This is a genomic window from Caballeronia sp. SL1002, from assembly GCF_057814995.1.
In genome coordinates, this window is sequence record NZ_JBYMUW010000002.1 from 2,665,487 (window position 1) to 2,690,713 (window position 25,227).

Consider the following 25,227-nt stretch of genomic DNA (forward strand, 5'->3'; position numbering starts at 1 on the left):
CGCTGCGTTTCGCCCAGAACGTTTCGCGTATTCAGGCATTTGCACGAAGTTCGCAAAAAATCTCCGGTTTCGTCGGCGAAAAATGAAGTCACGCGCCACACAACAAAACGGAGACTCCATGAACGCTCGCGTGCCTCTCGCCGGCTTGTCGAACTACCAGCTCGCCGACAACCTCACCGCTTCGGGCGGACGGATTTTTCTGACCGGCACGCAAGCGCTGGTGCGCCTCGCGTTGATGCAGCGCGACCTCGATCGCGCGGCGGGCCTCAACACGGCGGGTTTTATCAGCGGGTATCGCGGCTCGCCGCTCGGCATGGTCGATCAGCAATTGTGGAAGGCGAAGAAACTGCTCGCGTCGCATGACGTGCGTTTTCTCCCGGCGATCAACGAGGAACTCGGCGGCACGGCGGTGCTCGGCACGCAGCGGGTGGAATCGGACCCGGAGCGCACCGTCGATGGCGTGTTTGCGATGTGGTACGGCAAGGGTCCGGGCGTGGATCGCGCGGGCGATGCGCTGAAGCACGGCAACGCGTATGGCTCGTCGCCGCGTGGCGGCGTGCTGGTCGTGGCGGGCGACGATCACGGCTGCGTGTCGTCCTCGATGCCGCATCAGAGCGATCAGGCGATGATCGCGTGGCATATGCCGGTGGTGAATCCGTCGAATCTCGCCGATATGCTCGAATTCGGCCTGTACGGCTGGGCGTTGTCGCGGTTCTCGGGCGCGTGGGTCGGCTTCAAGGCGATCTCGGAGACCGTGGAATCCGGTTCGACCGTCGATCTCGACGCCATCCGGACAACGTGGCGCACGCCGGAAAACTTCACCGCGCCGCCCGGCGGCCTGCACAACCGCTGGCCGGATCTGCCGAGTCTCACGATCGAAGCGCGGCTTTTCGCCAAGCTCGACGCCGTGCGCCATTTCGCGAAGCTCAACAGCATCGATAAATGGATCGCGCCGAGTCCGCGCGCCGATGTCGGCATCGTCACGTGCGGCAAGGCGCATCTCGATTTGATGGAAGCGCTGCGCCGCCTCGATTTGACGGTCGCGGATCTCGACGCGGCGGGCGTGCGCATCTACAAGGTCGGGCTGTCGTTTCCGCTCGAAACCACGCGGCTCGATGAGTTCGTCGCGGACTTGTCGGAAGTGCTGGTGATAGAGGAAAAGGGGCCGGTGATCGAGCAGCAGATCAAGGACCATCTCTATAACCGGACGGTCGGCGCGCGGCCGATCGTGATCGGCAAGCACGCGCAAGACGGCGCGCCGCTGCTCGCCGCGCTCGGTGAGTTGCGGCCGTCGCGCGTGCTGCCCGTGTTCGCGAACTGGCTCGCGCGTCACAAACCCGCGCTCGACCGGCGCTCGCGCGTGATCGATCTGGTCGCGCCGGAGATTCTGTCGAACGTCGCCGACGCCGTGAAGCGCACGCCTTACTTCTGCTCGGGATGCCCGCACAACACCTCCACGAAAGTGCCGGAGGGATCGGTTGCGCAGGCGGGAATCGGCTGCCATTTCATGGCCTCGTGGATGGAGCGCGACACGACCGGTTTGATCCAGATGGGCGGCGAAGGCGTCGATTGGGCCTCCCATTCGATGTTCACGAAAACGCCCCACGTCTTCCAGAATCTCGGCGACGGCACCTATTTTCACTCCGGCATTCTGGCAATCCGGCAAGCGGTCGCGGCGAAGACCAACCTCACCTACAAGATCCTCTACAACGACGCCGTCGCGATGACCGGCGGCCAGCCGGTGGACGGCAGCATTTCCGTGCCGCAGATCGCGCGGCAAGTCGAGGCGGAAGGCATTGCGTTGCTCGTGGTCGTGAGCGACGAACCCGAGAAATTCGACGGCCACGCCGATCAATTCCCGCGCGGCACGACCTTCCATCACCGTGACGAACTCGACGCCGTGCAGCGCCGTCTGCGCGACACGCCGGGCGTGACCGTCCTGATCTACGACCAGACCTGCGCGGCGGAAAAGCGGCGCAGGCGCAAAAAAGGCGAGTATCCCGATCCCGACAAGCGTCTCTTTATCAACGAAGCCGTCTGCGAAGGATGCGGCGATTGCGGCGTGCAGTCGAATTGCCTGTCGGTCGAACCGGTGGAAACCCAACTCGGCCGCAAGCGCCGGATCGACCAGTCGTCGTGCAACAAGGATTACTCGTGCGTGAACGGCTTTTGCCCGAGCTTCGTCACGCTCGAAGGCGCGAAGCTGAAAAAAACGGCGGGCGTCGCGTTCGATCCGGCAGTCCTCGCGCAACGTGTCGATGCGCTGCAAAAACCCGCGCTGCATCTCGACGATGCGCCTTTCGACATCCTGATTACCGGCGTCGGCGGGACGGGCGTCGTGACGGTCGGCGCGCTCATCAGCATGGCGGCGCATCTGGAAGGCAAAAGCGCGTCCGTGCTCGATTTCATGGGATTTGCACAGAAAGGTGGCGCGGTGCTGTCGTTCGTGCGCTTCGCGGCGCGCGACGCACTGCTGAACCAGGTTCGCATCGATACGCAGCAGGCCGACGTGCTGCTTGCCTGCGACATGGTGGTCGGCGCGAGCGCTGACGCGTTGCAGACCGTGCGCCACGGCCGCACGCGGATCGTCGTGAATACGCACGCCATTCCGAACGCGACCTTCGTGCAGAATCCCGACGCGAACCTGCACGAAGACGCGCTCCTCGACAAAATGCGTCACGCGGCGGGATCGGACCGGATGAATACGTGCGACGCGCAGGCGCTCGCCACGCGCTTTCTCGGCGACACCATCGGCGCAAATATCCTGATGCTTGGCTACGCGTGGCAACTCGGCCTCGTGCCGGTGTCGCACGCGGCGCTGATGCGCGCGATCGAACTGAACAACGTCGCCGTGCCGACGAACACGCTGGCGTTCGCAATCGGCCGTCTCGCCGCAGCGGAACCGGCCGCGCTCGATATCTTGCGCAAACCGCAGCCCACGCGCGCCGACATGCGCGCGATGCCGCTCGCGGCGTTGATCGCGGATCGCGAAATGCGGCTGCTGGCTTACGGCGGCGCGCGTTATCCGGCGCGCTTCCGCAAGCTCGTCGATACTGCCGCCGCGCACGGCAATGAGGCGTTGACGCGCGCGGTCGCGACGACCTTCTACAAATTGCTCGCGGTGAAGGACGAATACGAAGTCGCGCGCCTCTACGCCGATCCCGCGTTCCGCGCCGCGCTGGAAACGCAGTTCGACGGCACGGCGGGCGTCGATTTCCGGGTGAAGTTCAACCTCGCGCCGCCGGTTTTGCCGAAACACGGCGCGGGCGGAAAGCCGGTCAAGACGACGTTCGGCCAGTGGCTCTGGCCCGTGCTCAAAACGCTGGCGAAGTTCCGGCGTCTGCGCGGCGGATTACTCGATCCGTTCGGCAAGACGACGGAACGCCGGATGGAGCGCCAACTCGCCGACGACTACGAACGCACGATGGCGCGCGCGTTCGAGGCGCTTGACCCGCACAACGTCGAAGACATCGAAGCGCTCGCGCTCCTGCCCGAACGCGTGCGCGGTTACGGGCACGTCAAGCTCGCCAACCTCGCCGCGATGAAGCGCCGCGAACGCGAACTGGCGTCGAAAATCGGGATCGAGGGATCGACGGGCGCGGCGGTTCAGGCGGCGCTCGACGGCCTGAAAGGCGCGTCGAGCCTGAAGGGCATTCCGGTCGTGGTGATGAAGTAGCGGTCAGCTCTCGTCGTCGACCGCAATCCAGTCGATATCGCCGCATAGCACGCAGCGCTGCCCGTTGATCCGCGTTTCGACCGACAAGGTGACGCACGGCAGCGCTTCGTTGATCGACAGATACGGCGTCGTCACGTGCACGCGATCCGGCCCGCCGAGTGCCGCGCGAAAATACGGCCGGCGCAGCCAGTTCGCGCCCTGCGCATCGACGAGCGGCAAAAAGCGCGCTTCGTGCGCCGCCCGGTCCGCGCGCAGCACGACGTTGCGGCCCGCCTGGCGGCCGTTCTGGTCGAGGAGGAAGCAGCGCGCCGCGTGATCGAGCGCGAGGAAATTCCAGCACACTTCTTCGAGCGCCTCGCCCGCCGACAACCGCTCGGCGGCGCGTTCGAACGCGCGCATATACGGCTGGAGCCGCTGCGTCACGCGCCGCTCGCGCGCCTCGGTCTGCAAGCGGTAGCGCTCGGTCAGTTCGCTGATGATCGTGAGCGCGTGCGCGCTGTCCGCGAGACCCGGATTCGGCCGCGCGAAGAAAAAGCCCTGCACGAAATCCGCGCCGCTCGCGAGCGCGAGTTGCGCTTCGTGCTCCGTCTCCACGCCTTCGATCAACACGAGCTTGCCCGCCTCGTGCAGCAGCGCGACGATGCCGGAGAGAATCGCCTCCATATTCCGCCGATGCTTCGACGCGCGCGCGTTGTGTACGTTGTGACCGGCGTGCGAGAGCATCACGCGGTCGAGTTTCACGATATCGGGATCGAGTTGCCAGATCCGTTCGATATTCGAATGGCCCGCGCCGAAGTCGTCGAGCGCGATCAGGAAACCTTGCTCGCGGAATTGCTGCACGGCTTCCGCGAGCCGTTCGATGTCCTCGGCGCGCTGCTCCAGCACTTCCAGCACGACGCGGCGCGGTTCGATCTTCAGGCGCTTCAAGTTCGCCATCAGCGCGGCGGCGTGATACGGCTCGGTCAGCGCGCCGGGATGCACGTTCAGGAAAAGCCATTCGTCGTGTGCGCCGAGCACTTTGAAGTTTTCGAGATGCAGCGCCTGCGACAGCCGATCCACCTGCAAAGCCTCGCCCACGCGCGCCGCCTGCCCGAACACGTCGAGCGGCGACACGGGCCGGTCGAGCGTGTCATGCGCGCGCAAGAGGCCCTCGTAACCGACCGCGCGCATGTGCGACAGGCTGAACACCGGCTGGAATACGCTCGACAAGGTCAGCTCGCCGTGCTCGACCGAATAGCGGTCGAAGCCCGAGCTGACACTGAGTTGGAAGTTGCGTGCGGAAAGCGTCGCCTTTTCGGGATTCGCGATCACCATTGCTGCGTCCTCGCCTGCGTCCGCGCATGCAGCACGGTCCAAAGTCCACTAAGGCACCAACGCGCCCAACGCACATTCCGCAGCATGGCGCGCAGGCGCCGTCCGGCAGGCCGGGCTGCGTTTTTCATCGCGCCCAAGTTCACCGATTCTGCATTCATAGAACTGCCCCTCGTTAATCTGCATCGGGAATCTAGGCGTCCCGTGGCACTCGATAAAGCAAGCTCCGTGCTCGCGCGACTACACGGCTTTGCGGGGCGTTTGTCCACGGCTTTGCACCGCGGAAAGGCTGACTTGGATGGCCGCGCACCGGCGCACGCACCACGGCAGTGCGGAACCGTTTTCAGCGCTCCCGTCCTGATAAAAAGACGTGTCAAACGCCTCAAGCTAAACTTCGCTTCACCGCGCGATGGAAAGCACATGCGCCTCCAACCAGTTTAGGCACGCCACACGCAGTCTCCAAGAATATGGAAATCGTCTTTACCGTTTTGATTCTGTTGCTGGCCGTGGCCCTTTCCGGCTTCGGTCTGAGCCTCTTGCCGTTCAAGCTGCCGTTGCCGCTGATCCAGATCGGCATCGGCGCGCTGCTCGCGTGGCCGGGCTTCCGGCTGCACGTCACCTTCGATCCCGACCTGTTCATGATGCTGTTCATCCCGCCGCTATTGTTCGCGGACGGCTGGCGCATCCCGAAACGCGAACTCTTCATGCAGCGCCGCGCGATCCTGATGCTCGCGCTCGGGCTGGTGTTCATGACCGTCGGCGCGCTCGGCTACTTTCTGCACGCGCTGATTCCGGCGATGCCGCTGCCGGTCGCCTTCGCGCTCGCCGCCGTGCTCTCGCCGACCGACGCCGTCGCGCTTTCGGGCATCGCCGGGCGCGGCAAGATTCCGGCGCAACTGATGCACATTCTCGAAGGCGAAGCGCTGATGAACGACGCGTCCGGCCTCGTCGCCCTCAAATTCGCCATTGCCGCCGCGCTGACCGGCGTGTTTTCGCTGCGCGAGGCGTCGGTGAGTTTTGTCGTCATTGCGGCGGGCGGGCTTGCGATCGGCGCGGCGATTAGTTGGGTCGCGACCACGCTGCCGGCGCGGCTGATCCGCTTTTCGAATAACGACGACCCCGCCGCCGGCGTCATCCTCACGCTACTGATACCGTTCGCCGCCTATCTTTTCGCCGAGCACGCGGGCTGCTCGGGCATTTTGTCGGCGGTGTCAGCGGGCATGATGATGAACTTCCAGAGCCTGCGCGAAGGCACCAGTACGCCCGTGCGGATTCGCATGACGAGCACCTGGACGATGATCGAATTCGTGTTCAACGGCATGGTGTTTATCCTGCTCGGGCTACAGTTTCCGCACATTCTCGGGCAGGCGCTGATCGAAGCGCATCACGACGGCAACGAACGCGTCGGACTTCTGCTCGGCTATGTGGTCGCCGTGCTGGTCGCGCTGTACGCGCTGCGGTTCGTGTGGGTGTGGTTGTTGCGCTGGTTCGCGAGCCGCGGCGCGGCCAAACACGGCGTGACGAACGCGGTGCCCGGTTTGCGCACCGTCGCGATCACGACGATCGGCGGCGTGCGCGGCGCGATCACGCTCGCGGGCGTGCTGTCGCTGCCGGTCGTGCTCAACGACGGCACGCCGCTGCCGGGCCGCGACCTCGCTATTTTTATCGCGTCGGGCGCGATTCTGGGGTCGTTGCTGATAGGCGTCGTCGGGCTGCCGATTTTGCTGCGCGGGATCAAAAGCAATCGCGAGCCGCACTCGGTCGAGGAACGGATCGCGCGGCGTCACACGGCACAGGCGGCGATCCGCGCGCTCGATCAAACGCACGACAAGCTGACGGGCGAAATGGACGAAGCCGCGTCGGCGCGCTGCGCGGACACCACCGCGCGCGTGATGAGCCTTTACCGGCGGCGTCTGGAAGCGCTTGGCGACGATGAAGCGCCGAGCGCCGCCGCGCGCCACTCCGAAGTCGTCGAGACGAAGCTGCGAATGGCCGCGCTGCGCGCCGAGCGCGCGGAATTGCTCAAGTTGCGCGCGCGCCAGACCATCAACGACGAGACGCTGAACAAGTTGATGCGCGAGATCGATTTGTCGGAGACCGCGATTGTCAGCCGCAAGCCGTTCAGCATGATGGCCGAACGATGAGCGTAAACGCAGAAAGGCGGATCGTGACGATCCGCCTTTCTGCAACTTTGCTGCGACGCGTTAAACCACGTCCGATCCGCGCCGCCGGAGCAGCGCGTACAGGATGATCGCGCCGAACGTCGCGGTGCCGATGCCGCCGAGCGCGAAGCCGCCGAGCTTCAGCGTAAAGTCGCCCGCGCCCAGCACGAGCGTGACGGCCGCGACGATCAAGTTGCGGTTATCGGAGAAATCCACCTTGTTCACGACCCAGATCCGCGCGCCAGTCACCGCGATCAGCCCGAACACCACGATCGACACGCCGCCGAGCACCGGACCGGGAATCGTATGGATGACCGCGCCGAACTTCGGCGAAAAGCCGAGCACGACGGCGATCACCGCCGCGATCACGAATACAAGCGTCGAATAGATTTTCGTCACCGCCATCACGCCGATGTTTTCCGCGTAGGTCGTGACGCCGGTGCCGCCCGCAAAGCCGGAGAGAATGGTCGCGAGGCCGTCGCCGATAAACGCGCGGCCCATGTAGCGGTCGAGGCTCTGGCCGGTCATCGCGCCGACCGCTTTCACGTGGCCGAGGTTTTCCGCCACGAGAATGATGGCGATGGGCGCGAGCAATGTCATTGCCTGCGCGCTGAACACGGGCGCCGTGAAGTGCGGCATGCCGAACCACGCGGCGTTCGCGACGACCGAAAAGTCGATTGGCTTGCCGCCGAGACCCGCGCCGTTGGTGAGGATCGCGTAGATCGCGTAGGCGATTGCGAGGCCGATCAGGATCAAAAGCCGCTGCGCCATGCCGCGCGCGAACACCGCCACGCCGCCCACGCAGAGCACGGTGACGAGCGCCATCCACGAATCGAAGCTGCTGCTGCTCACGCCCTTAACGGCGATCGGCGCGAGATTCAGCCCGATCACCGCCACGATCGCGCCGGTCACGACCGGCGGCATCAGCGTTTCGATCCACTGCGTGCCGATAGCCTGCACGATCAATCCGATCAGCGCATACGCCACGCCGCACGCGATGATCCCGCCGAGCGCCACGCCGATATTCAGGTTCGGCCCGCTGCCCGCGTAACCGGTGACCGAGATCACCAGCCCGATGAACGCAAAGCTCGATCCGAGATAACTCGGCACGCGGCCGCCGACCAGCACGAAGAACAGCAGCGTGCCGATACCCGACATGAAGATGCAGAGATTCGGGTCGAAGCCCATCAGGAGCGGCGCAAGCACGGTCGAACCGAACATCGCGACGACGTGCTGGATGCCCATCGCGAACATCTGCGGCCAGGGCAGGCGTTCGTCCGGCGCGACCACGCGGCCCGCGTCGGCGCTCGGCTGGACCCGCCAGCGCGGAAAATAGGAATTGGACATGAGGCGCTCTCCTTCTCGGCGTTCGGTGCGCCGTCGGTGCGGCGCGCGTGTCGTGGGATCGAAAATTCGATCAGGCGCGAGTGTACGGAGTGCCCTTCGCGCTGACAAGGGCGCGGGCCGTTCGTGAAGAACGGCCCGCGCGATGCCCCGAAACCGCCATTAGACGCCGATGGAGGCGATCAAGCAGTCACTCGACGGCCGCCGAGATCGAAAATCGCGACCGCGCCTTTCAGGTGCTCGGCCTGATCGGCCATTGCGCCCGCGGCAGCCGCCGCCTGTTCGACCAGCGCCGCGTTTTGCTGCGTCACCTGATCCATCTGCGCGACCGCGCGGTTCACCTGCTCGATGCCCGTGCTTTGCTCGTGCGACGCCGCCGAAATCTCGCCCATGATATCCGTCACGCGCTGCACCGCTTGCGTGACTTCGGCCATCGTGCGGCCCGCCTTTTCGGCGAGTTCCGCGCCGGTGTCGACGCGCGCCGTCGATGCCTCGATCAGTTCCTTGATTTCCTTCGCCGACATCGCGCTGCGCTGCGCAAGATTGCGCACCTCGCCCGCGACGACCGCGAAGCCACGCCCTTCCTCGCCCGCCCGCGCCGCTTCCACGGCCGCGTTCAGCGCGAGAATGTTGGTCTGGAACGCGATGCCCTCGATCACCGCGATGATGTCCGTCATCCGCTTCGAGCCTTTCGCCAGATCGCGCATGGTGTCGACCACATCGCCGACGAGTTCGCTGCCCTTCGCCGACACTTCCGACGCCCCGTGCGCGAGCCCGCTTGCCTGCTGCGCGTTTTCCGCGTTCTGGCGTACCGTGGCCGTGAGTTGCTCCATGCTCGACGCCGTTTCCTGCAGCGACGCCGCTTGCTCCTCGGTGCGTTGCGAGAGGTCCGTGTTGCCCTGCGCGATTTCACGCGATGCCAGTAGGATCGACTCGCTCGACTGACGAATCCCGCCGACGATCTGCGCCAGCTTCGCGCTCATGTTGGCGAGGCTGTGGAGCATGCTGGATTCATCGCCGGCGCGGATCGCCACGCGGGTCGAAAGATCGCCGTCCGCGATGAGATTCGCGATATCCGCCGCGTACGCCGGTTCGCCACCGAGCTGCGCCGCGAGCCGACGGCCGATCACCACGGCGAGCAGCGCGCCCGCGATCAGCGAGGCGAGGACGAGCGAAATCATCACGAGACGCATCGACGCGTATTCTGCCGCCGACGCCTCTTTCGCCGAAATCGCGCGCTGACGCTTGAAGTTCACGAGCTTTTCGATGGCGTCGCGCACTTGCTCGCTCGCCGCGATTGCCTGCGAGATGAGGCCCATCTGGTCGACGCTCATCGGCATCGGTTTCGCGCCGATCTGCATCTGCACGATGTCTTCCCACGCGGCCGAGCGCTTGATGACTTCGGCGTAGAGCGCGTTGCCTTCGGGCGAGCGCATGGTCGGCTTCAGGTTGTCGAGCGCGCGGTGCATTGACGCGAGCGACTGGACGATGCTCTGCTTGAGCTTGTCCTTGATGGCATCGTCGGAGAAGGTCAGATTGGAGGCGGCCAGATCGGTATCGAGCTTGTTTTTGTTCGCTTCCTCGACCCAGTAGACGCCGTCCATATGACGGCCGCTGATTTCCTCGGCGATGGCGTTCATTTTCGCGAGCGACATGACGCCCATCACGCCGACACCCGCGGCGAACAGGATCACGATGGCAAATGCAAGCAGCAGCTTGCTCAATACGGGAAGGCGGTCAAACCATTTCATTAGGGGTCTCCTCGCGTTCGCCGAACCGGCCGGTCCGGCGCGACGCCGCGTTTTTTTCGCGCGATATCTGAATCACGCACAGCCGCTTTACGGCGCGCCGAGGAGAAATCTTGAGCAAAGAATAGTCAATATATGACGCAAACGATTCAACGCGCGATTAAGACGCTTTTGAGCTTTAGGAGTTTTCGGGTTGGGATAATTGGGGACGGGACGTATGCTTACTCTCGATGCGTCGCCGTCCCGCGACGATGCATGTTTTCGTTGTAACTCTCCGATCTTTCTCCGCTCGAGGCTCCCCGGCTTTGAGCGGTTTTTTTTGGGGGGCGTCCGCGAGTGATTCCGCGCTCTCGATCGAGAGGCGCGATATCTCAACCCACGCGCGTCATGCAACGGGCAACGTTACCTCGGGAAACAGCCGCTGCATGAACAGCGAGTCCCCGCTTCCGGTCACCAAAAGCTGATCGGTCGAGCGCGTGGCGGCGATGTAGAACAGACGGGCCTCCTCCTCCACCTTGTTCTCTTCCACCGAGAGCCCTCCTACGCCCGGAATGGCGACGAAGGGAAATTCCAGGCCCTTGCTCGCGTGCATGGTGATGACCGTCACCGTATCCGCCGTAGGCGAGTACGACTTCTTGTCCCGCTGCTGCCATTGGTAGGGAATCTTTGCTCGTTCGAGCGCGTCCACGCAAACCTGGCCAACCGACCACGTGCGATACACAATCGCCATGTCCTGCCACGCAACACCGTGCTGATGCGCCTGAGCCAGGCGTCGGGCAATCTCGGTCGTCTCGTCCCGAAGCGACGGAAGCTTGATCAGAACGGGTGGCGGCCCTTCTCGCCCGCAACTGACCGGGCGGATCAGCGGTACCCCGTCGTCTTCGCTCGCCTTCGGGTCGAGAATGTCTTTCGCGATCAGCGCGGCCAGCTCAAGAATCTGCCGGGTATTGCGGTAGTTGATTTTGAGGATCGTCGTCCGGCCTTGCGCTTGAACACCAACGCTCTTGAAACTCAATCCACGATTGCCGGATCGATTGAAGATCGACTGGGTGTCGTCGTACAGCACAAGCAGATTATTGCTTTCCGGTGAAACCATTTGCACGACGAGCTTCAGCCAGGATGGCTCGAAATCGTGCGCTTCATCGATCAGAACCGCGCCGTACCGAGCGGCGGGAATAAAACCACGCTCGACGCAATCGATGACACGTTGAATTAATGCCGGATAGAAAGCATCGCCCGTTTCGGTTGGCCGGGACTGGTGATACTCATTCAACTGGTCAGAACACCAGCCGTGGAGGTGGCGGACTACGATGCGATCCGACTTTCCCTTCGCGTCTATCTCGCACTTCAACCGCCTGGACAACGCCTCGCTATAACAGAGGACGAGGATCGGCTTCTCCGAGCGGCTCGCCAGATATTGGGCCCGATAGCCAAGGATCATCGACTTGCCCGAACCCGCAACGCCATGAATGACTCTATGTCCATCGCCCATGCTGCGCGCGAGTTGCTCTTGCTGAAGATCCATTACCGCCATGATGTCCGGGAGTTCCGGTTCATGGTCGAACAACGTCTGCTGCTGGGGGACGATTCGAACTTCCGGAAACAGGATCCATCGAATTCGATCGATTTGCGGAAGGGTCAACTTCTCGGAGAACTCATATTCGAACATCCGCCTTAGACGCCGCTGAAATTGTTCGGCATCCACCGCTTCGGTCATCTCATCGGAGCAGATCACTCGATGCGGCTTGATCGCATGATGAAACCCGCCGTCCGTGAACTGCTTGCGAGTCAAGTTTGGCAATACCACACCGAACGTCCATGGGAACAGCAGCTTCCCTTGATGCGGATGTCCCGTCGGATTCAGGAGTTGCGGATCCCGCTGCAACTCATTGATGATTTCCAGCGTGTAGCGCTTGGCTTGTTCAAGCGGATTCGATACCGTTTTCGGGCCGTGGTCGCCAACGATTTCCCACCCGCTTCGATCGATCTTCAGAATGGAGGACTGCTTCCAATCCTTTACCTCAAGGACGAGCAAACCGCGCTGAGGATGCACAATCACAAAATCTGGATAGGACTGCATGGATGCTAAAGGCACGTCGTACCAGATCAGATAATCACTCTCGAGTTTCTGTTCAAGTCGCTCGGCAAATCGCCGCTCTCCGGCCTGCATTTTTCCCACGCAAGTGGAAAGCGAAGGGACGATTGTGGCCATATTAGCGATCCGTTATTTTTTTAGAATCGGCGAATCTAACATGGCCTGGTCTGTTGGGAATGCAACAAAGTAAGTCCTTGAATGACACTTCTTCGAAAGTCTTTTCGGTGCGGTGCTGGGATTTTCGTTTTAGCTGTCTCCGGTGCGTTTGATTTGGAATCCGAATGAAGTGCTATTTTAGTTTTTATTGGTGTAAATCCATGCGGCTTCGGATTTTTGCCTTTGTGAAGACTGCCGGAAGGGGACTAAGCGTTCCGGAAATCGGTCTGTTCCAACGGTCCCGCCGATTCGCCGTCCTCTTTGATCACGTGTGGCCAACTGACCTACAAATACAAAGTACGAGTGAAGTCGGAGAGACGCAGCCGCCGATACAAAAAACGCGATAGCGATTTCGATGCAGATATGAGGGAAGTGCAAAAGCCATCGCCGGTTTGCCTTGCGTGACACCGTTAGGTGACACCAAGCCAGAACCGGCGATGTGTTAGGCAAATTTACTTTGCCCATCAATGAGATAAAGAATTCCTGGTGGAGGAGAGGAGGATCGAACTCCCGACCTTCGCATTGCGAACGCGACGCTCTCCCAGCTGAGCTACCCCCCCAAACGAGTTTCGATTCTAGCACAGGCCAAATACCCGCTGACAAGCGGTCCAGCCCCTAAAAAACCCTACCGCGCCGACACAAAACCCAGCCTACTTCTCAGGCGCCCCAGCCAAAATCCACCCCACAACAGTCTGCAAATCGCCCTGACTCATGGTCGGATGCGACAGCATGGGAACCGCGCCCCACACACCCGACCCACCGTTCTTGACCTTCAGCACGAGCTTCGCCGGAGCCGTCGCATCGCCTTTGTACTTATCGGCGATCTGATGGAACGACGGTCCAATCCGCTTTCCGTCGATCGCGTGGCAACCCATGCAAGCGTTGCTGCGCGCGATCTCCTGCCCCGCGGTGGCCGTGGCCGCGCTCGCCGAAGAAATCATCAGCGCGCCACCCACGCACGCCGCCGACATCAACCGCACGCCGATCATTTCGACGCCGGCCCCGGATGCACGTCCGAATTCTTCACCGGCGCGGGCGCCTGCTGGTCGAGCGGCTTGGAGCTCACCGACGAATCCGGCACCGCGCCCACCGTCGGCTCGCTAACCGCAGGCGAGGCCGTCGGCGCGCTCGCAGCCGCCGCACCCGACGCCGCCAGTGCCTGCGCTTCTTCCGGCTTGATGTACTGGAACACCTTCACGACTTGCGACACGCCCGGCACGCGCGCCGCGACATCTGCGCCGCGATTGCCTTCGTCGACGGTGACCAAGCCCATCAGATACACAATGCCGCGCTCGCACACGACCTTGTAGTAGTTCGCCGACAAATCCTTCTCGCCGACCATCGACGTCTTCACGCGCCCTTCGAGATACGAATCGTTGGCGCGCGACGAAATCGAACTCGCGCCCTGCACAACCAGCTCATTCACGATGCTGTTCACGTTATTGATCGTGCGAACCGCGGCCTCGGCCTTCTGCTTGGATGCGTCGTCCGGCACTTCGCCCGTCAGCAGCACGCGGCGATTGAACACGGTCACGTTGACGTGCGCCTGATCGGCCAGGTTCTCGTTAATCCGCGATGTCGCCTTCACCTGAATCTCGCGGTCCTCGGTTTGCGCGCCGAGCGTACGTCGATCCGTCGCGACGAGCGTGCCGCCGGCCACGCCGCCCACCACCAGCAGCGGACATCCCTGCAGCGTCAGCGCGACGCCCGACAACAGGCTCACCATCAGCGTGGCGCGCACGAGCGTCGACTTGACGCGTGTCTTGTTCATCAACTCGTTCCCCTATTCAACTTGTTAAAGTCAATCGTCGCCGAGCAGCATCGCGTCGATGCCGTCGGCGAGACAATGCAGCGTCAACAGATGCACTTCCTGAATGCGCGCCGTTCGCTCGGACGGCACGCAAATATGAATGTCGGTATCGGCGAGCATTTCGGCGATCACGCCGCCGCCCTTGCCCGTCAGCGCAATCACGTTCATCTCGCGCTCGTGCGCTTCCTGGATGGCGGCGAGCACGTTGACCGAATTGCCGGACGTGCTGAGTGCAAGCAACACGTCGCCGGCCTGCCCGAGCGCGCGAACCTGCTTCGCGAAAATCTGCTCGAACGCGTAGTCGTTGCCGATGGCGGTGAGGATCGACGTGTCGGTGGTCAGCGCGATCGCGGGCAAGCCCGGGCGCTCGCGCTCGAAGCGGCCGATCAGTGCGGCGGCGAAGCGCTGCGCGTCCGCCGCCGACCCGCCGTTGCCGCACGCGAGAATGCGCGAGCCGTTGGCGAGCGCGCCGAACAAAGTGTCGATCGCGGCGGCGATCGGCATCGTCAGCGTTTCGAGGGCTTCGAAGGTGACGGCCGCGTTGTCGCGGAAATGCTGCTGGATACGTTCGACTGACATCGAGTCTCGGTTATGGGCCGCGCGCGGCGCGGTGATGTGTTTCGGTGTCGATGCGACTGGTTGAACGCTCAACCGTCGCGTGTCATGGCTCCGCGCAGTTTACCGTACTCATGACGCGCAATCGCGTGCGCCGTCGCTCACGCGTCGTCGGCGCGAAAAGCATCGGGCAGCCAGACGATGCGCCCCGCGTCGAACGCAACGACATCGAAGCGGCACGCCGGCAGCGCCCCGCGCCACGCCGACAAATAATGCTGCGCCGCGCGAATCAGCCGCGAGCGCTTCTTCGCGCCGATACTCGTCACGGCGTCGGCGTACTTTCCACCGCGCCGCGCGCGCACTTCGACGAAAACGAGCGCGCCGTCGCGATCGCGCATCACGAGGTCGATTTCGCCGCCGCGACACATCACGTTGCGCGCGACAAGACGCATCCGCTGGCGCTGCAGGAATGCGAGCGCATGGGCTTCGAACGCATCGCCGACCGTTTTGGACACGGCGCTCCCCCAAAAGTTGTGGTGATCCGCGTGGCACAATGACGGCCTCGAGCAACACGGCCGCCTTCATGCTTCCACTCTCCGAACTCGCGCACGGCCAGCACTATCCGGCGGGCGCGCTGTACATCGTCGCGACGCCGATCGGCAATGTCGCCGATATCACGCTGCGCGCGCTTCACGTGCTCGGCCTGGCCGACCGCATCGCCGCCGAAGACACGCGCAACACCGCGCAATTGCTGTCGCGCTACGGCATTTCGAAACCGTCGATCGCCGTGCACGAGCACAACGAGCGCAGCGCGGCCGAACGGGTGATTGAGCATTTGCGGCTGGGCGAGCGGATCGCGTGCGTCTCCGATGCAGGCACGCCCGGCATCTCGGACCCAGGCGCAAAACTCGTCGATGCCGTGCGCGACGCGGGTTTTCCGGTCATCCCGCTGCCGGGCGCGAGCGCACTCACCACCGCGCTGAGTGCAGCGGGCGACTGGGTTCGAAACTTCACGTTTATCGGCTTTCTCGCGAGCAAGCCGAAGCAGCGCGCGACGCAACTTCAGACGCTCGCCACGCAAAGCGCCGCGCTGGTGTTTTACGAAGCGCCGCACAGGATTGTCGAGACCGTTCAAGCGCTCGCGGACCATCTCGGCGGCGCCCGGCAAATTCTGATTGCCCGCGAACTCACGAAGTTACACGAGAGCCTGCATCGATGCACCCTGGCCGAAGCGCCAACGTGGCTCGCCGGCGATCCGAACCGGCAACGCGGCGAATTCGTGCTAGTTGTGGAAGGCGCGCCGCAAACCGAAGCCACGGAAAACGCGCACGACGCCCTGCTCGCGACGCTTCTCGAAGAGCTATCGGTGAGCAGCGCGGCGCGGCTCGCCGCAACGCTGACGGGGGCGTCGAAGAAGACGCTCTACGCCCGCGCGCTGGAAATTAGCAAAGCGGGCGAGCAATAAAAAACGGGCCGTCGAAACGGCCCGTTTTTGCATGTTGCTGATTCAGCGGATCAATTTAGCGACGAATTCGACGCGTACTGCTCGCGTGCGACGCGCGCTTCCTGCTGCGTCAACCCTTCGATCTTCACCTTGCCGGTGCCTGCGCCGCGCATGCCGAGCGCGGCAGCCGCCGCATACGACAAGTCGATCACGCGACCACGTGCATACGGACCACGATCGTTGATCTTCACGACGACCGTCTTCTGGTTCGACTCGTTCGTCACACGTACCCACGACGCCAGCGGCAGCGTGCGGTGCGCGGCGGTGAGCGCGTGCATGTCGTAACGCTCGCCGCTCGCCGTCTTGCGGCCGTGGAACGCGCGGCCGTACCAGGAAGCGCGGCCTTGCTGCTCGAAATCGCCGACATCCGGACCCGCTGTGATCGGCTCGGCGTCGGCGAGCGACGGTGTATCGGCGGCTTTCGGGCTCGATCCCGGCAGCGATGCGATCTTCGAGTCGTAGGCGAGCGGCGCGCGGCTGCGGGCAGCAGGCTGGGCACTGTTCGTGCTCAAGAAGTTATTGCCTGACGAATTGCTGGCTTGATCGGCGGGGCCTGGCATCGCGCAACCCGTGAGGATTGCTACGACAAAAAGGCTCCCAAGATGTCGAGTAAGTCGAGCATTCATAGATTTTTTGGTCTTCGTTGTCGAGCCGCCGCGCTCCGTGCAGAACTGGCGCACGGGTCGCTTGAAGCGGCTCAGGGCGTTTCCGGACAACGGACAGCGCCGCTCGTAAAAACGAACGGCAAGCCGATGCTCGGGTGCGGCGTACGTCGCCGCTCATGCCCGGTTAATTTTCACGTCTGGCGCAACCTGTCCCTGGCAGCCTGACCAGACCCCACATGCCGCCATCGAACGTGGCTATCACGTTCTTGCGCGCAAACACAGCGCAGGAACAGCGGCGTAGGCCCCATCCGGCGTTGCGGCAGCTAGGCCGCAGGCAGATGCATCGCATCCGGCCGGACAAGACGTGTACATCGATGAAACGATGCTTTGAGTCGCAGTCGCGAAGCTTGTGGCTTCCAACCGCGTATTTGATGACGATTGTAAAAACGCGCTATGCGTCGTATGAATCATCGGTTGACGGCATGGTGAACCCATGCACACTTGAGCTCATTATACCCAAAAATAGCAGTCATACCCCCCGGACTGAGTTTTCCGTCATTGATTCTCGCTATGGCTGTAAGAATTACGGATTTTTGACGCTAACACGAGCCCGAAACGCGGCGCCCAAGGGGCCGGTACAATGGACGTTTTTACGCGTTCGGCTGACCGACCATGAAAGTCACTCTCGTCCCTGTGACGCCCTTCCAGCAAAACTGTTCGATCGTCGTGTGCGAGACCACGCGGCGCGCGGTCGTCGTCGATCCGGGCGGCGATATTGCGCGGATCATCGGCGAGGTCGAGCGGCAGGATGTCACCGTCGAAAAAATCCTTCTGACGCACGGCCATCTCGATCACTGCGGCGGCGCGAAGGCGCTTGCGACGCACTACGGCGTGGAAATCGAAGGCCCACACGCCGACGACGCGTTCTGGATCGACCAGTTGCCCGAGCAGAGCAAACGATTCGGTTTCGAGGCCGGCGAGGCGTTCACGCCGGAACGCTGGCTCGCGGACGGCGATTCGGTCACGTTCGGCGCGGAAACCATGGAGGTGTATCACTGTCCGGGCCACACGCCGGGACACGTGATCTTCTACAGCCGCGTGCACCGGCTGGCGCTCGTGGGCGATGTGCTGTTCGCCGGGTCGATCGGGCGCACCGACTTTCCGCGCGGCAATCACGGCGACCTGATCCGCGCGATCCGCGAAAAGCTCTGGCCGCTCGGCGACGACGTGACGTTCGTGCCGGGCCACGGTCCGACCTCGACGTTCGGCCAGGAACGCCGCTCGAATCCGCACGTGCGCGACGGGGTGCCGGCATGAACAAGCCGATTCAGGAAATTTACGTCAGCACGGACGTCGAAGCCGATGGTCCGATTCCTGGCCCGCATTCGATGCTGAGTTTCGCGTCGGCGGCCTACACCGCCGATAAACAACTGATCGGCACGTTCTCCGTGAATCTCGAAACGCTCGAAGGCGCGACGGCGCACCCGGTGCAGGCCGCGTGGTGGAAAACGCAGCCGGAGGCGTGGGCCGCGTGCCGCACGGATCTGCGCGCGCCCGAAGCCGCGCTGCGCGAATACGTGGAGTGGGTCGAGGCGCTCCCGGGGAAGCCGGTGTTCGTCGCGTATCCGGCGGGCTTCGACTTCACTTATATGTTCTGGTACATGATGCGATTCGCCGGGCGCTGCCCGTATTCGTGGTCGGCGCTCGATATCAAGACGCTCGCTTTCGCGATGACCGACCTGCCGTATCGCAAGGCCATCAAGCCGCGGCTGCCGAAACACTGGTTCGACGAGCACCCGCACACGCACGTCGCGCTCGACGACGCCATCGAGCAAGGCGCGCTCTTCTGCAACATGCTGGCCGAGCTGCGCGCGCGTCAGGCGGCCCAGATCGCGCCTGCCGGCCCGGTAACTGAAAACCCGAATATCGACGAAGGACAAAACGCGCAGTCTGGGCAGTGAGTTAGGGAAACTCCCTCACAGCGGGCAGTTCGCATTGCGTTTCTTTTCCGCCGCCTCTACCATGGGAGTCAGGTCGCGACCAAACGGAGGCGCAGTTGACTCTCGATACGTTCTCACAAAAAATCCTGCGCCTCCTGCAACTGGACGCGCGCCGCTCAGTGCAGGAAATTTCCGATCAAGTCGGGCTGTCCAGCACGCCTTGCTGGCGGCGAATCAAGGACATGGAACAGTCGGGTGTGATTCAGCGCTACACCGCGCTGCTCGATCGTGAAAAACTCGGCCTGCACGTCTGCGCGCTCGCGCATATCCATCTGACGCGCCACACCGAGGGCGGCGTCGAACAGTTCGAACGGGAAATCGCCACCTGCCCGGAAGTGACCGAGTGCTACAGCACCACGGGCGAGGCCGACTACATCCTGAAAATAGTCGCGCCGGATATCAAGTCCTACGACACGTTCCTTCACGACCGCATTTTCAAGATCCCGGCCGTCGCCCAAGTCAGAACCAGCGTGGTGCTGCGCGAAATCAAGTTCGATACGCAATTGCCGCTGTAATCAGTGCGGCTGTCCGCGCGAGACCGGCGCACGCAAGGAACGCGTGAGCCGGATCGCGCGCGCGCCCAGTTTTTCCTTCAACGCCTCGAAATCGACGGCCGCGAGTCGCGCGCTCGCTGCTGCCTGGTCTTCGTCGATGGCGAACGCGGGCAATACCACCTCGATATCGAACCCTCGGCTCAGATAATGCAGATTCACCGTCTCGAACGATAAACCGGCGGCATCGAAAGCCGCGCATACCGCATCGATTACGACGGGCCGCATTGGCAGATGCCCGGGCGGCGGATGAAGCGCATCGTTTTCGGGATCGACGTGAATCAGCGCATCGACGAAGCGCGGGTCTTTCAATACACGCACGCGCGCTGTCTCCGCGATGTAATGGCCTTCTGAAACCGAAATCAACGGATCGACGAGTATATGGGCGTCCACCAGCGCGAGATCGCCCATTTTCCGCGTCCGCAATTCGTGAACGTCGCGAACGCCCGGCGTGGCGCGCAGGAGCGCGTGTAAATCAGCGGTAGTGGTTTGATCGAGCGCGCGGTCGGAAAGGTCCTGTAATGCATCCCAGCCGAACGTCCAGCCCATTTTACCGACCATAAAACCCACGATGGCCGCCGCGATCGGATCGAGAATAGGAAATCCGGCCATGCTGCCGATAATCCCCAGCGCCACGACAAGCGAAGAAGCGGCGTCGGAACGCGCGTGCCAGGCATTGGCAATAAGCATCGCCGAGCGAACGCGCTCGGCAGCGCGCAACATATAGCGAAACAAGACCTCTTTTGAAATCAGGACAACGATTGCGACGCCGAGCGCACTTAAATGAATCGTTGGAATATTCTGAAGATTCGCGATTCTTTCTCCGCTGCGCCAGAGCATTCCAGCGCCCACTACAATCAGCAGCCCGCCGAGAAATAACGACGCCACGGTTTCATAGCGGCTGTGTCCGTAGTTATGGTCGAAATCCGGCGCCGCCGCGCTGTGGCGATTCGCAATCAATACGACAAAATCAGACACTAAATCGGCAAGCGAATGGACGCCGTCCGCGATCAACGCCTGCGAATGCGCGAAAATCCCGACGACAATCTGCGCCGTCATCAAGATGGCGTTGAGCACGATGCTCGTAAGCGTCGTGCGGCGGGCAACCTGCTGTTTCTCCGCCAAGCGCGTGGCCGAAAGCGTCATGTAAATTTCTTTTAATGGGATTAACGAACTTCGATTTTACTCACGGCCTGCGCCCAACGGGTTGGCTATCGAAATAATTTCCTTATAAATCATTGACTTATAACGCGACGCATTCGCATTCCAAGGCCTTCGGACGGTTTATAGCGGAGCCAGCAAGCCGCGTCGAAACGTACAGACGTAAAAAAGCCGCGCCTGCATAACCCCATACAGACGCGGCTTTTTCGGAATTACTGCGATTACTTCTGAATCAGGAAACCATCGCGATCCTGACCAGCAATCCACTTCGGCGGCTTTCCGCGGCCCGACCACGTGCTTCCGCTATCCGGATCGCGATATTTCGGCGCTACGCCCGCACGAGCACGCGTACCTTTCGCAGCTTTAGCGCCACGGCCGCCCGAAAGCTCCGCGAGCGTGATGCCGTAATCGGCCATTTTCTGCTTGATTTCATTAAGTACTTCCGCATATTCGCGGGACTTCGCTTCTTCGATCTGGCGCTCGAGATTCTCGCGCTGTGCGAGAAGTTCCTTGTAGGACGACATGATGGTAATTCCTGTGGTGGTTTGTATAACTGGCGAGTCGTAGTGCCCGCTCTGGCTTAATAGGTGTTGCCTCGGAATGGAACGCAGATTAACACAATTCCAATTAAATCTGCGTCGTCATATTCGGGAATAAATGGTTCATGCGTTGCCGTCGTAACAATTGGTGTGATTCGACCAGCCTTTGTCGATTCAAAATATCACGTTCGATTCCCATTATTGATTCAAAACTGGCACGCAATGCGACTAAGGTAAATACTTACCCGCGAAGTTTTCATCCGATGCGAGGTTGCTCGCGATTATGCAGTTTAGCGAGCCAGTGCGCGTGTGAATACCCCGGTTTGTGCGGTAGCTCATACCGATTGGTAAATTTACCTATGCCGCTCGATACAATCGATCAACGCGGCTTTCAACTCTGAAATATTCGTTTTCGGGTTATCGAATGTAAAACGATTGCGCTCCCGGTTCCTTCGCAAATCGCATCCGTAACGGTCGACACCCAATAATTCGAGATTTGCCGGCCGCGGCCCAAAATGGTCGATGAATGCGCAAAGCTCGGATTCTTCATCCGCATTCAAAGGATCGAGCGAATCGAGCGCGCCGGAATCCAGCCAGCCCATTGCGCCGAAACCGCCGATAAACCGCATTCGATCGAGCGAAAGCGTCCAAAAGGTAAAGTCGCCGAGTTCGAGATAACGCGCGGCGTCCGGGTGATAACGCAAATAGCGGCGCGAAAGTTCCGGTGCACGATCCGGCGGCGAGGGCGCGAACGTGCCGAGCATGGTGAGGTGTTGCCCTTCGAGCACGCCGCCTTCCGCCGAATGCGCGACGAGAAACCCAGCCCGCCCGTCCGCCTGCAGATTGCGCGTGTGCTCGGCGAGATGACTGATGAGAATCATCGGCAGGTGTTGCGCCGTGGGCGCGAACGGCAGCGCGGTCGGATAAGGAAAACCGCGCGGCTCGCGCGATTGGGTCGCGAGTGTGCCCTCGGGCGCGCGGTGCAGGAGATGCAGCGGCGCATGCGGCGGAATCTTCACGGACGGCTCCTGGCGATGGTCGAGAACGCTATCCGCCGATCTTAATGCACACGCGGCAAGCAAGCGCCTCGTCCATTTGGATAGAATCGTAAGCTTCGCGCGCCGTTTTGCTCGCCCGTCCCTTTTCGTTGAGTCCGTCCGTGTCCGAATCTTCCTGTCCGCCCCGCGCCGCCGAGTCTCACAACCCGGTCGCGCTGCATCGCGCGTTACCCTCCGCCGCCCGCGAGCGCGCCCGCTACGCGACCATGGCCGTGTTTTTCATCGCCGGGATGCTCTATGCATCCTGGGGCGTGCACGTGCCGACCGTGCGCGACAAGTTCGCGCTCAGTCCCGGCGTGCTGTCGTTCGCGCTGCTCGCGGTGGCGGGCGGCTCGATCGTCGCCATGCTGACCAACGGACCGTGGATCGCCCGCGCCGGGACACGCGCGGCATGTCTCGCGGGCGGCATCACGATGACCATTTGCGGCGCGCTGATTCTCGTCGTGCCGCAGTTCTGGATGCTGGTCGCCGTGCTCGCGCTGTTCGGCTTCGGCATGGCGACGCTCGACGTCGCGATGAACGCCGAAGCCAGCGCCGTGGAAGAAGCGCTCGGCCGGCCGATCATGTCGTCGCTGCATGGCATGTTCAGCGTCGGCGGGATGGCGGGCGCGGCGGCCGGTGGCGCGCTGCTCGCGCACGGCATGGCGCCCGCGCTGCATCTGGCGCTGGCGTCGGCGTTGAGCGTGGTCGTATTGCTGGTCGCGATGCCCGCCGTTTTGCCGCACGTGCCGCATCCGGAAGCGCACGCGGGCGCTTCGTCGTCGAACCGGTGGCGCTCGGGCGCGCTGTGGTCGCTCGGCGGCGTCGCGCTGATCGCGCTGATCGCCGAGGGCGCCATGTACGACTGGGCGACCGTCTACATGCGCGACGTCGTCGCGGCGACCCCGGCGGTATCGAGTGCGGCCTACGCGGCGTTCACGGGCGGCATGGCGGCGGGCCGCTTCGGCGGCGACGCCGTGCGCGCGCGGTTCGGCGCGCCGCAACTCATTTTCGGCAGCGCGGCGCTGGCGTTTATCGGTATGTTGATGGCGCTCGTGCTGCCCAACGTGGTCGCCACGTTGCTCGGCTTCACGCTGATGGGTCTCGGCCTCGCCAACATGATGCCGGTGCTGTTCGCGGCGGCGGCGCGCGTGAAAGGCGTGAGCGCGGCGGAAGGACTCGCGCAGGTCGCGGGACTCGCGTATTTCGGGCTGCTGTTCGGGCCGGTGCTGATCGGCGGGGTCGCGCAGGTGAGTTCGCTGCCGATCGGTCTCTCGGTGGTGGCCGCATGCTGCGCACTGATCGCGGCGGTCGGGCCGAAAATCATGCGCTGGCTGAAAATCTAAAACCGTGTGCCATGAAAAAAGCGCGCTGACTCACGTCAGCGCGCTTTTTATGTGAAGAACGATACGGCCCGAAGGCCGCGTCGCTGGATTACATCTTCACCATGTCCAGCAGCGTCTTCTTGCCTGCCTTGTAGTTGTACAGCGAGATCACGCCGTGCTTCAGATCGCCCTTCGAATCGAAGGTCGTCTCGCCGATCACGCCCTTGTAGTCCGTGTTCGGCATCACAGCCAGAATCTTCGCCGGATCGGTCGAGTTGGCGCGCTTCATCGCGTCGACGATGATGTACACCGCGTCATACGTGAACGGCGCGTAAATCTGGATCGGCTGGCCGAAACGCTTCTGATACTTCGCGCCGAATGCCGCGCCGCCGTCCATCTTTTCCAGCGCCATGCCGGCTTCCGAGCAGACGACGTTGTCGGCTGCGTCGCCCGCCAGATCGGCCAGCTTTTCGGTACACACGCCGTCGCCGGCGAAGACCTTGGCGCGCAGGCCGAGCTGCTTGGCTTGCTTGGCGAACGGGCCGCCGGTTGCGTCCATGCCGCCGAACATCACGGCGTCAGGATTTTCGCCCTTGATCTTCGTCAGAATCGCGCGGAAGTCGACTGCCTTGTCGTTGGTCGCGTCGTGCGAAATGACCTTCAGGCCGAGCGACTTGGCGGTCTTTTCGAATTCGTTCGCGAGGCCCTGGCCATAAGCCGTCGAGTCGTCGACGATCGCAACGCTCTTGATCTTCATTTGCTTCGCGGCGTAGTTCGCGAGCGCCGGACCCTGCTGCGCGTCCGTCGCAACGACACGATACGTCGTCTTGAAGCCTTGCTGCGTATAGGTCGGGTTCGTTGCCGACGGCGAAATCTGAACAATGCCAGCGTCGCTGTAGATCTTCGAAGCCGGGATCGTGGTGCCCGAGTTCAAGTGACCGACCACGGCGACGACCTTGTCGTCCACCAGCTTCTGCGCCACTTGGGTTGCCGTGCGCGGGTCAGCCGCGTCGTCTTGCGGATCCAGTTGCAGCGTGATCTTCTGGCCGCCGATCGTCAGGCCCTTCGCGTTGATTTCCTCGACTGCAAGACGCGCGCCGTTTTCGTTGTCCTTGCCCAGGTGAGCAATGCCGCCGGTCAGCGGTGCTACGTGACCGATCTTGACGGTTTCGTCGGCTGCTGCGGACGTTGCCAAAGCGGCGAACAGCATGGCTGCAGCGCTGATCGGCAACAGTTTGTGAAGCTTGGTGTTCATGTAAGTCTCCAGTTTCGGTCCCAAAAACAACGTAATCGCCCTGTGCCCCGTTCTCATACCGATCGCTCAGTCCCGTGGACGACCACGCCGGATGCATCGTCATGCACTTGGCAAGCCCTTCAGACGACCGTTTGTGGCAGCCGCCATCCGTACTTGCGCGCAAGTGTAGGGTTGTCAAATTAAATTAGGGAATTTTTTTGAGATACTGGTGCGACTACTGATTAAAGACTTGTTGAGTGCCATTCGAAAATGTGCTCGCGCGCCCGAAACGCCCTGTTCACAAGGGTTTCGGAGTAAGGGGCTTCACCCGTTGTCATAGCATTGCAATAGATTTGCGCCGCTTGTGTTAATCGTTTACGGGTCTTGTTAATCGGTTCTTTTGAAACTCGCCGC

At 62.3% G+C, this 25,227-nt stretch carries 20 protein-coding genes and 1 tRNA gene; 7 read left to right on the top strand and 14 right to left on the bottom strand.

Features of this window, described 5'->3' with window-relative positions; translation table 11 throughout:
- Nucleotides 1–118 precede the first annotated feature (118 nt).
- A complete protein-coding gene (locus tag AC3D25_RS14810) occupies nucleotides 119–3,676 on the top strand; it encodes an indolepyruvate ferredoxin oxidoreductase family protein (protein WP_488889116.1) in 3,558 nt (1,185 codons plus the stop codon).
- 3 nt (nucleotides 3,677–3,679) lie between these two features.
- Here AC3D25_RS14810 and AC3D25_RS14815 read toward each other — a convergent pair whose 3' ends face one another.
- Nucleotides 3,680–4,990 carry an EAL domain-containing protein gene (locus tag AC3D25_RS14815; RefSeq protein ID WP_488889117.1) on the bottom strand — a complete coding sequence of 437 codons (1,311 nt, stop codon included), beginning with the start codon at nucleotides 4,988–4,990 and terminating at the stop codon, nucleotides 3,680–3,682.
- A 464-nt stretch (nucleotides 4,991–5,454) separates the two neighbouring features.
- Between AC3D25_RS14815 and AC3D25_RS14820 the strand changes: the two genes are divergently transcribed.
- The gene (locus AC3D25_RS14820) at nucleotides 5,455–7,131 is read left to right on the top strand and encodes a Na+/H+ antiporter (protein WP_488889118.1); all 1,677 of its coding nucleotides are present in this window, start codon (nucleotides 5,455–5,457) and stop codon (nucleotides 7,129–7,131) included.
- 60 nt (nucleotides 7,132–7,191) lie between these two features.
- On the opposite strand, the gene AC3D25_RS14825 is transcribed toward AC3D25_RS14820, so the two are convergent.
- The 8 genes from AC3D25_RS14825 to AC3D25_RS14860 all read right to left on the bottom strand — a co-directional run bounded on the left by AC3D25_RS14825 (nucleotide 7,192) and on the right by AC3D25_RS14860 (nucleotide 15,411).
- On the bottom strand, nucleotides 7,192–8,496 hold the full coding sequence (locus AC3D25_RS14825) for a solute carrier family 23 protein (RefSeq protein WP_488889119.1): 1,305 nt from the start codon (nucleotides 8,494–8,496) through the stop codon (nucleotides 7,192–7,194).
- Nucleotides 8,497–8,675: 179 nt separating this feature from the next.
- Nucleotides 8,676–10,244 carry a methyl-accepting chemotaxis protein gene (locus AC3D25_RS14830; protein ID WP_488889120.1) on the bottom strand — a complete coding sequence of 523 codons (1,569 nt, stop codon included), beginning with the start codon at nucleotides 10,242–10,244 and terminating at the stop codon, nucleotides 8,676–8,678.
- Between the two features lie 382 nt (nucleotides 10,245–10,626).
- Nucleotides 10,627–12,453, bottom strand: a complete 1,827-nt coding sequence (locus AC3D25_RS14835) for a DEAD/DEAH box helicase (RefSeq protein ID WP_488889121.1) — start codon at nucleotides 12,451–12,453, stop codon at nucleotides 10,627–10,629.
- 523 nt (nucleotides 12,454–12,976) lie between these two features.
- Nucleotides 12,977–13,052: transfer RNA gene (locus AC3D25_RS14840), tRNA-Ala, on the bottom strand.
- Nucleotides 13,053–13,142: 90 nt separating this feature from the next.
- Complete coding sequence (locus AC3D25_RS14845) at nucleotides 13,143–13,481, bottom strand: c-type cytochrome (RefSeq protein WP_488889122.1); 339 nt, start codon at nucleotides 13,479–13,481, stop codon at nucleotides 13,143–13,145.
- On the bottom strand, nucleotides 13,478–14,263 hold the full coding sequence (locus AC3D25_RS14850) for a BON domain-containing protein (protein ID WP_488889123.1): 786 nt from the start codon (nucleotides 14,261–14,263) through the stop codon (nucleotides 13,478–13,480). The genes AC3D25_RS14845 and AC3D25_RS14850 overlap by 4 nt, the downstream gene beginning before the upstream one ends.
- Nucleotides 14,264–14,293: 30 nt before the next feature.
- Nucleotides 14,294–14,881: a phosphoheptose isomerase gene (locus AC3D25_RS14855; RefSeq protein WP_488889124.1), complete on the bottom strand. Its 588-nt coding sequence runs from the start codon at nucleotides 14,879–14,881 to the stop codon at nucleotides 14,294–14,296.
- A 137-nt stretch (nucleotides 14,882–15,018) separates the two neighbouring features.
- Nucleotides 15,019–15,411, bottom strand: coding sequence for a YraN family protein (locus AC3D25_RS14860; protein WP_488889125.1), 393 nt, complete (start codon nucleotides 15,409–15,411; stop codon nucleotides 15,019–15,021).
- Between the two features lie 29 nt (nucleotides 15,412–15,440).
- Between AC3D25_RS14860 and rsmI the strand changes: the two genes are divergently transcribed.
- Complete coding sequence (gene rsmI, locus AC3D25_RS14865) at nucleotides 15,441–16,322, top strand: 16S rRNA (cytidine(1402)-2'-O)-methyltransferase (protein WP_488889126.1); 882 nt, start codon at nucleotides 15,441–15,443, stop codon at nucleotides 16,320–16,322.
- A 50-nt stretch (nucleotides 16,323–16,372) separates the two neighbouring features.
- On the opposite strand, the gene AC3D25_RS14870 is transcribed toward rsmI, so the two are convergent.
- The gene (locus tag AC3D25_RS14870) at nucleotides 16,373–16,987 is read right to left on the bottom strand and encodes a septal ring lytic transglycosylase RlpA family protein (protein ID WP_488889127.1); all 615 of its coding nucleotides are present in this window, start codon (nucleotides 16,985–16,987) and stop codon (nucleotides 16,373–16,375) included.
- A 651-nt stretch (nucleotides 16,988–17,638) separates the two neighbouring features.
- Here AC3D25_RS14870 and AC3D25_RS14875 point away from each other — a divergent pair.
- The 3 genes from AC3D25_RS14875 (at nucleotide 17,639) to AC3D25_RS14885 (ending at nucleotide 19,481) form a co-directional block, all read left to right on the top strand.
- Nucleotides 17,639–18,283 (top strand): MBL fold metallo-hydrolase, encoded by a 645-nt coding sequence (locus tag AC3D25_RS14875; protein ID WP_488889128.1) that lies wholly within the window; start codon nucleotides 17,639–17,641, stop codon nucleotides 18,281–18,283.
- The gene (locus tag AC3D25_RS14880) at nucleotides 18,280–18,927 is read left to right on the top strand and encodes a 3'-5' exonuclease family protein (protein WP_488889129.1); all 648 of its coding nucleotides are present in this window, start codon (nucleotides 18,280–18,282) and stop codon (nucleotides 18,925–18,927) included. Before AC3D25_RS14875 ends, AC3D25_RS14880 begins: the two co-directional genes overlap by 4 nt.
- 95 nt (nucleotides 18,928–19,022) lie before the next feature.
- Nucleotides 19,023–19,481 carry an Lrp/AsnC family transcriptional regulator gene (locus AC3D25_RS14885; RefSeq protein ID WP_488889130.1) on the top strand — a complete coding sequence of 153 codons (459 nt, stop codon included), beginning with the start codon at nucleotides 19,023–19,025 and terminating at the stop codon, nucleotides 19,479–19,481.
- Here the strand turns inward: AC3D25_RS14885 and AC3D25_RS14890 are convergent, their stop codons facing one another.
- The 3 genes from AC3D25_RS14890 to AC3D25_RS14900 all read right to left on the bottom strand — a co-directional run bounded on the left by AC3D25_RS14890 (nucleotide 19,482) and on the right by AC3D25_RS14900 (nucleotide 22,236).
- Nucleotides 19,482–20,663 carry a cation diffusion facilitator family transporter gene (locus AC3D25_RS14890; RefSeq protein WP_488889131.1) on the bottom strand — a complete coding sequence of 394 codons (1,182 nt, stop codon included), beginning with the start codon at nucleotides 20,661–20,663 and terminating at the stop codon, nucleotides 19,482–19,484.
- A gap of 236 nt (nucleotides 20,664–20,899) precedes the next feature.
- Nucleotides 20,900–21,202, bottom strand: a complete 303-nt coding sequence (locus tag AC3D25_RS14895) for an H-NS histone family protein (RefSeq protein ID WP_488889132.1) — start codon at nucleotides 21,200–21,202, stop codon at nucleotides 20,900–20,902.
- A 368-nt stretch (nucleotides 21,203–21,570) separates the two neighbouring features.
- Entirely contained in the window at nucleotides 21,571–22,236 is a 666-nt protein-coding gene (locus AC3D25_RS14900) for a HugZ family pyridoxamine 5'-phosphate oxidase (RefSeq protein ID WP_488889133.1), read from the bottom strand.
- Nucleotides 22,237–22,376: 140 nt separating this feature from the next.
- Between AC3D25_RS14900 and AC3D25_RS14905 the strand changes: the two genes are divergently transcribed.
- The gene (locus AC3D25_RS14905) at nucleotides 22,377–23,600 is read left to right on the top strand and encodes an MFS transporter (RefSeq protein WP_488889134.1); all 1,224 of its coding nucleotides are present in this window, start codon (nucleotides 22,377–22,379) and stop codon (nucleotides 23,598–23,600) included.
- Between the two features lie 88 nt (nucleotides 23,601–23,688).
- Here the strand turns inward: AC3D25_RS14905 and AC3D25_RS14910 are convergent, their stop codons facing one another.
- Complete coding sequence (locus tag AC3D25_RS14910) at nucleotides 23,689–24,834, bottom strand: branched-chain amino acid ABC transporter substrate-binding protein (RefSeq protein ID WP_488889135.1); 1,146 nt, start codon at nucleotides 24,832–24,834, stop codon at nucleotides 23,689–23,691.
- Nucleotides 24,835–25,227 lie beyond the last annotated feature (393 nt).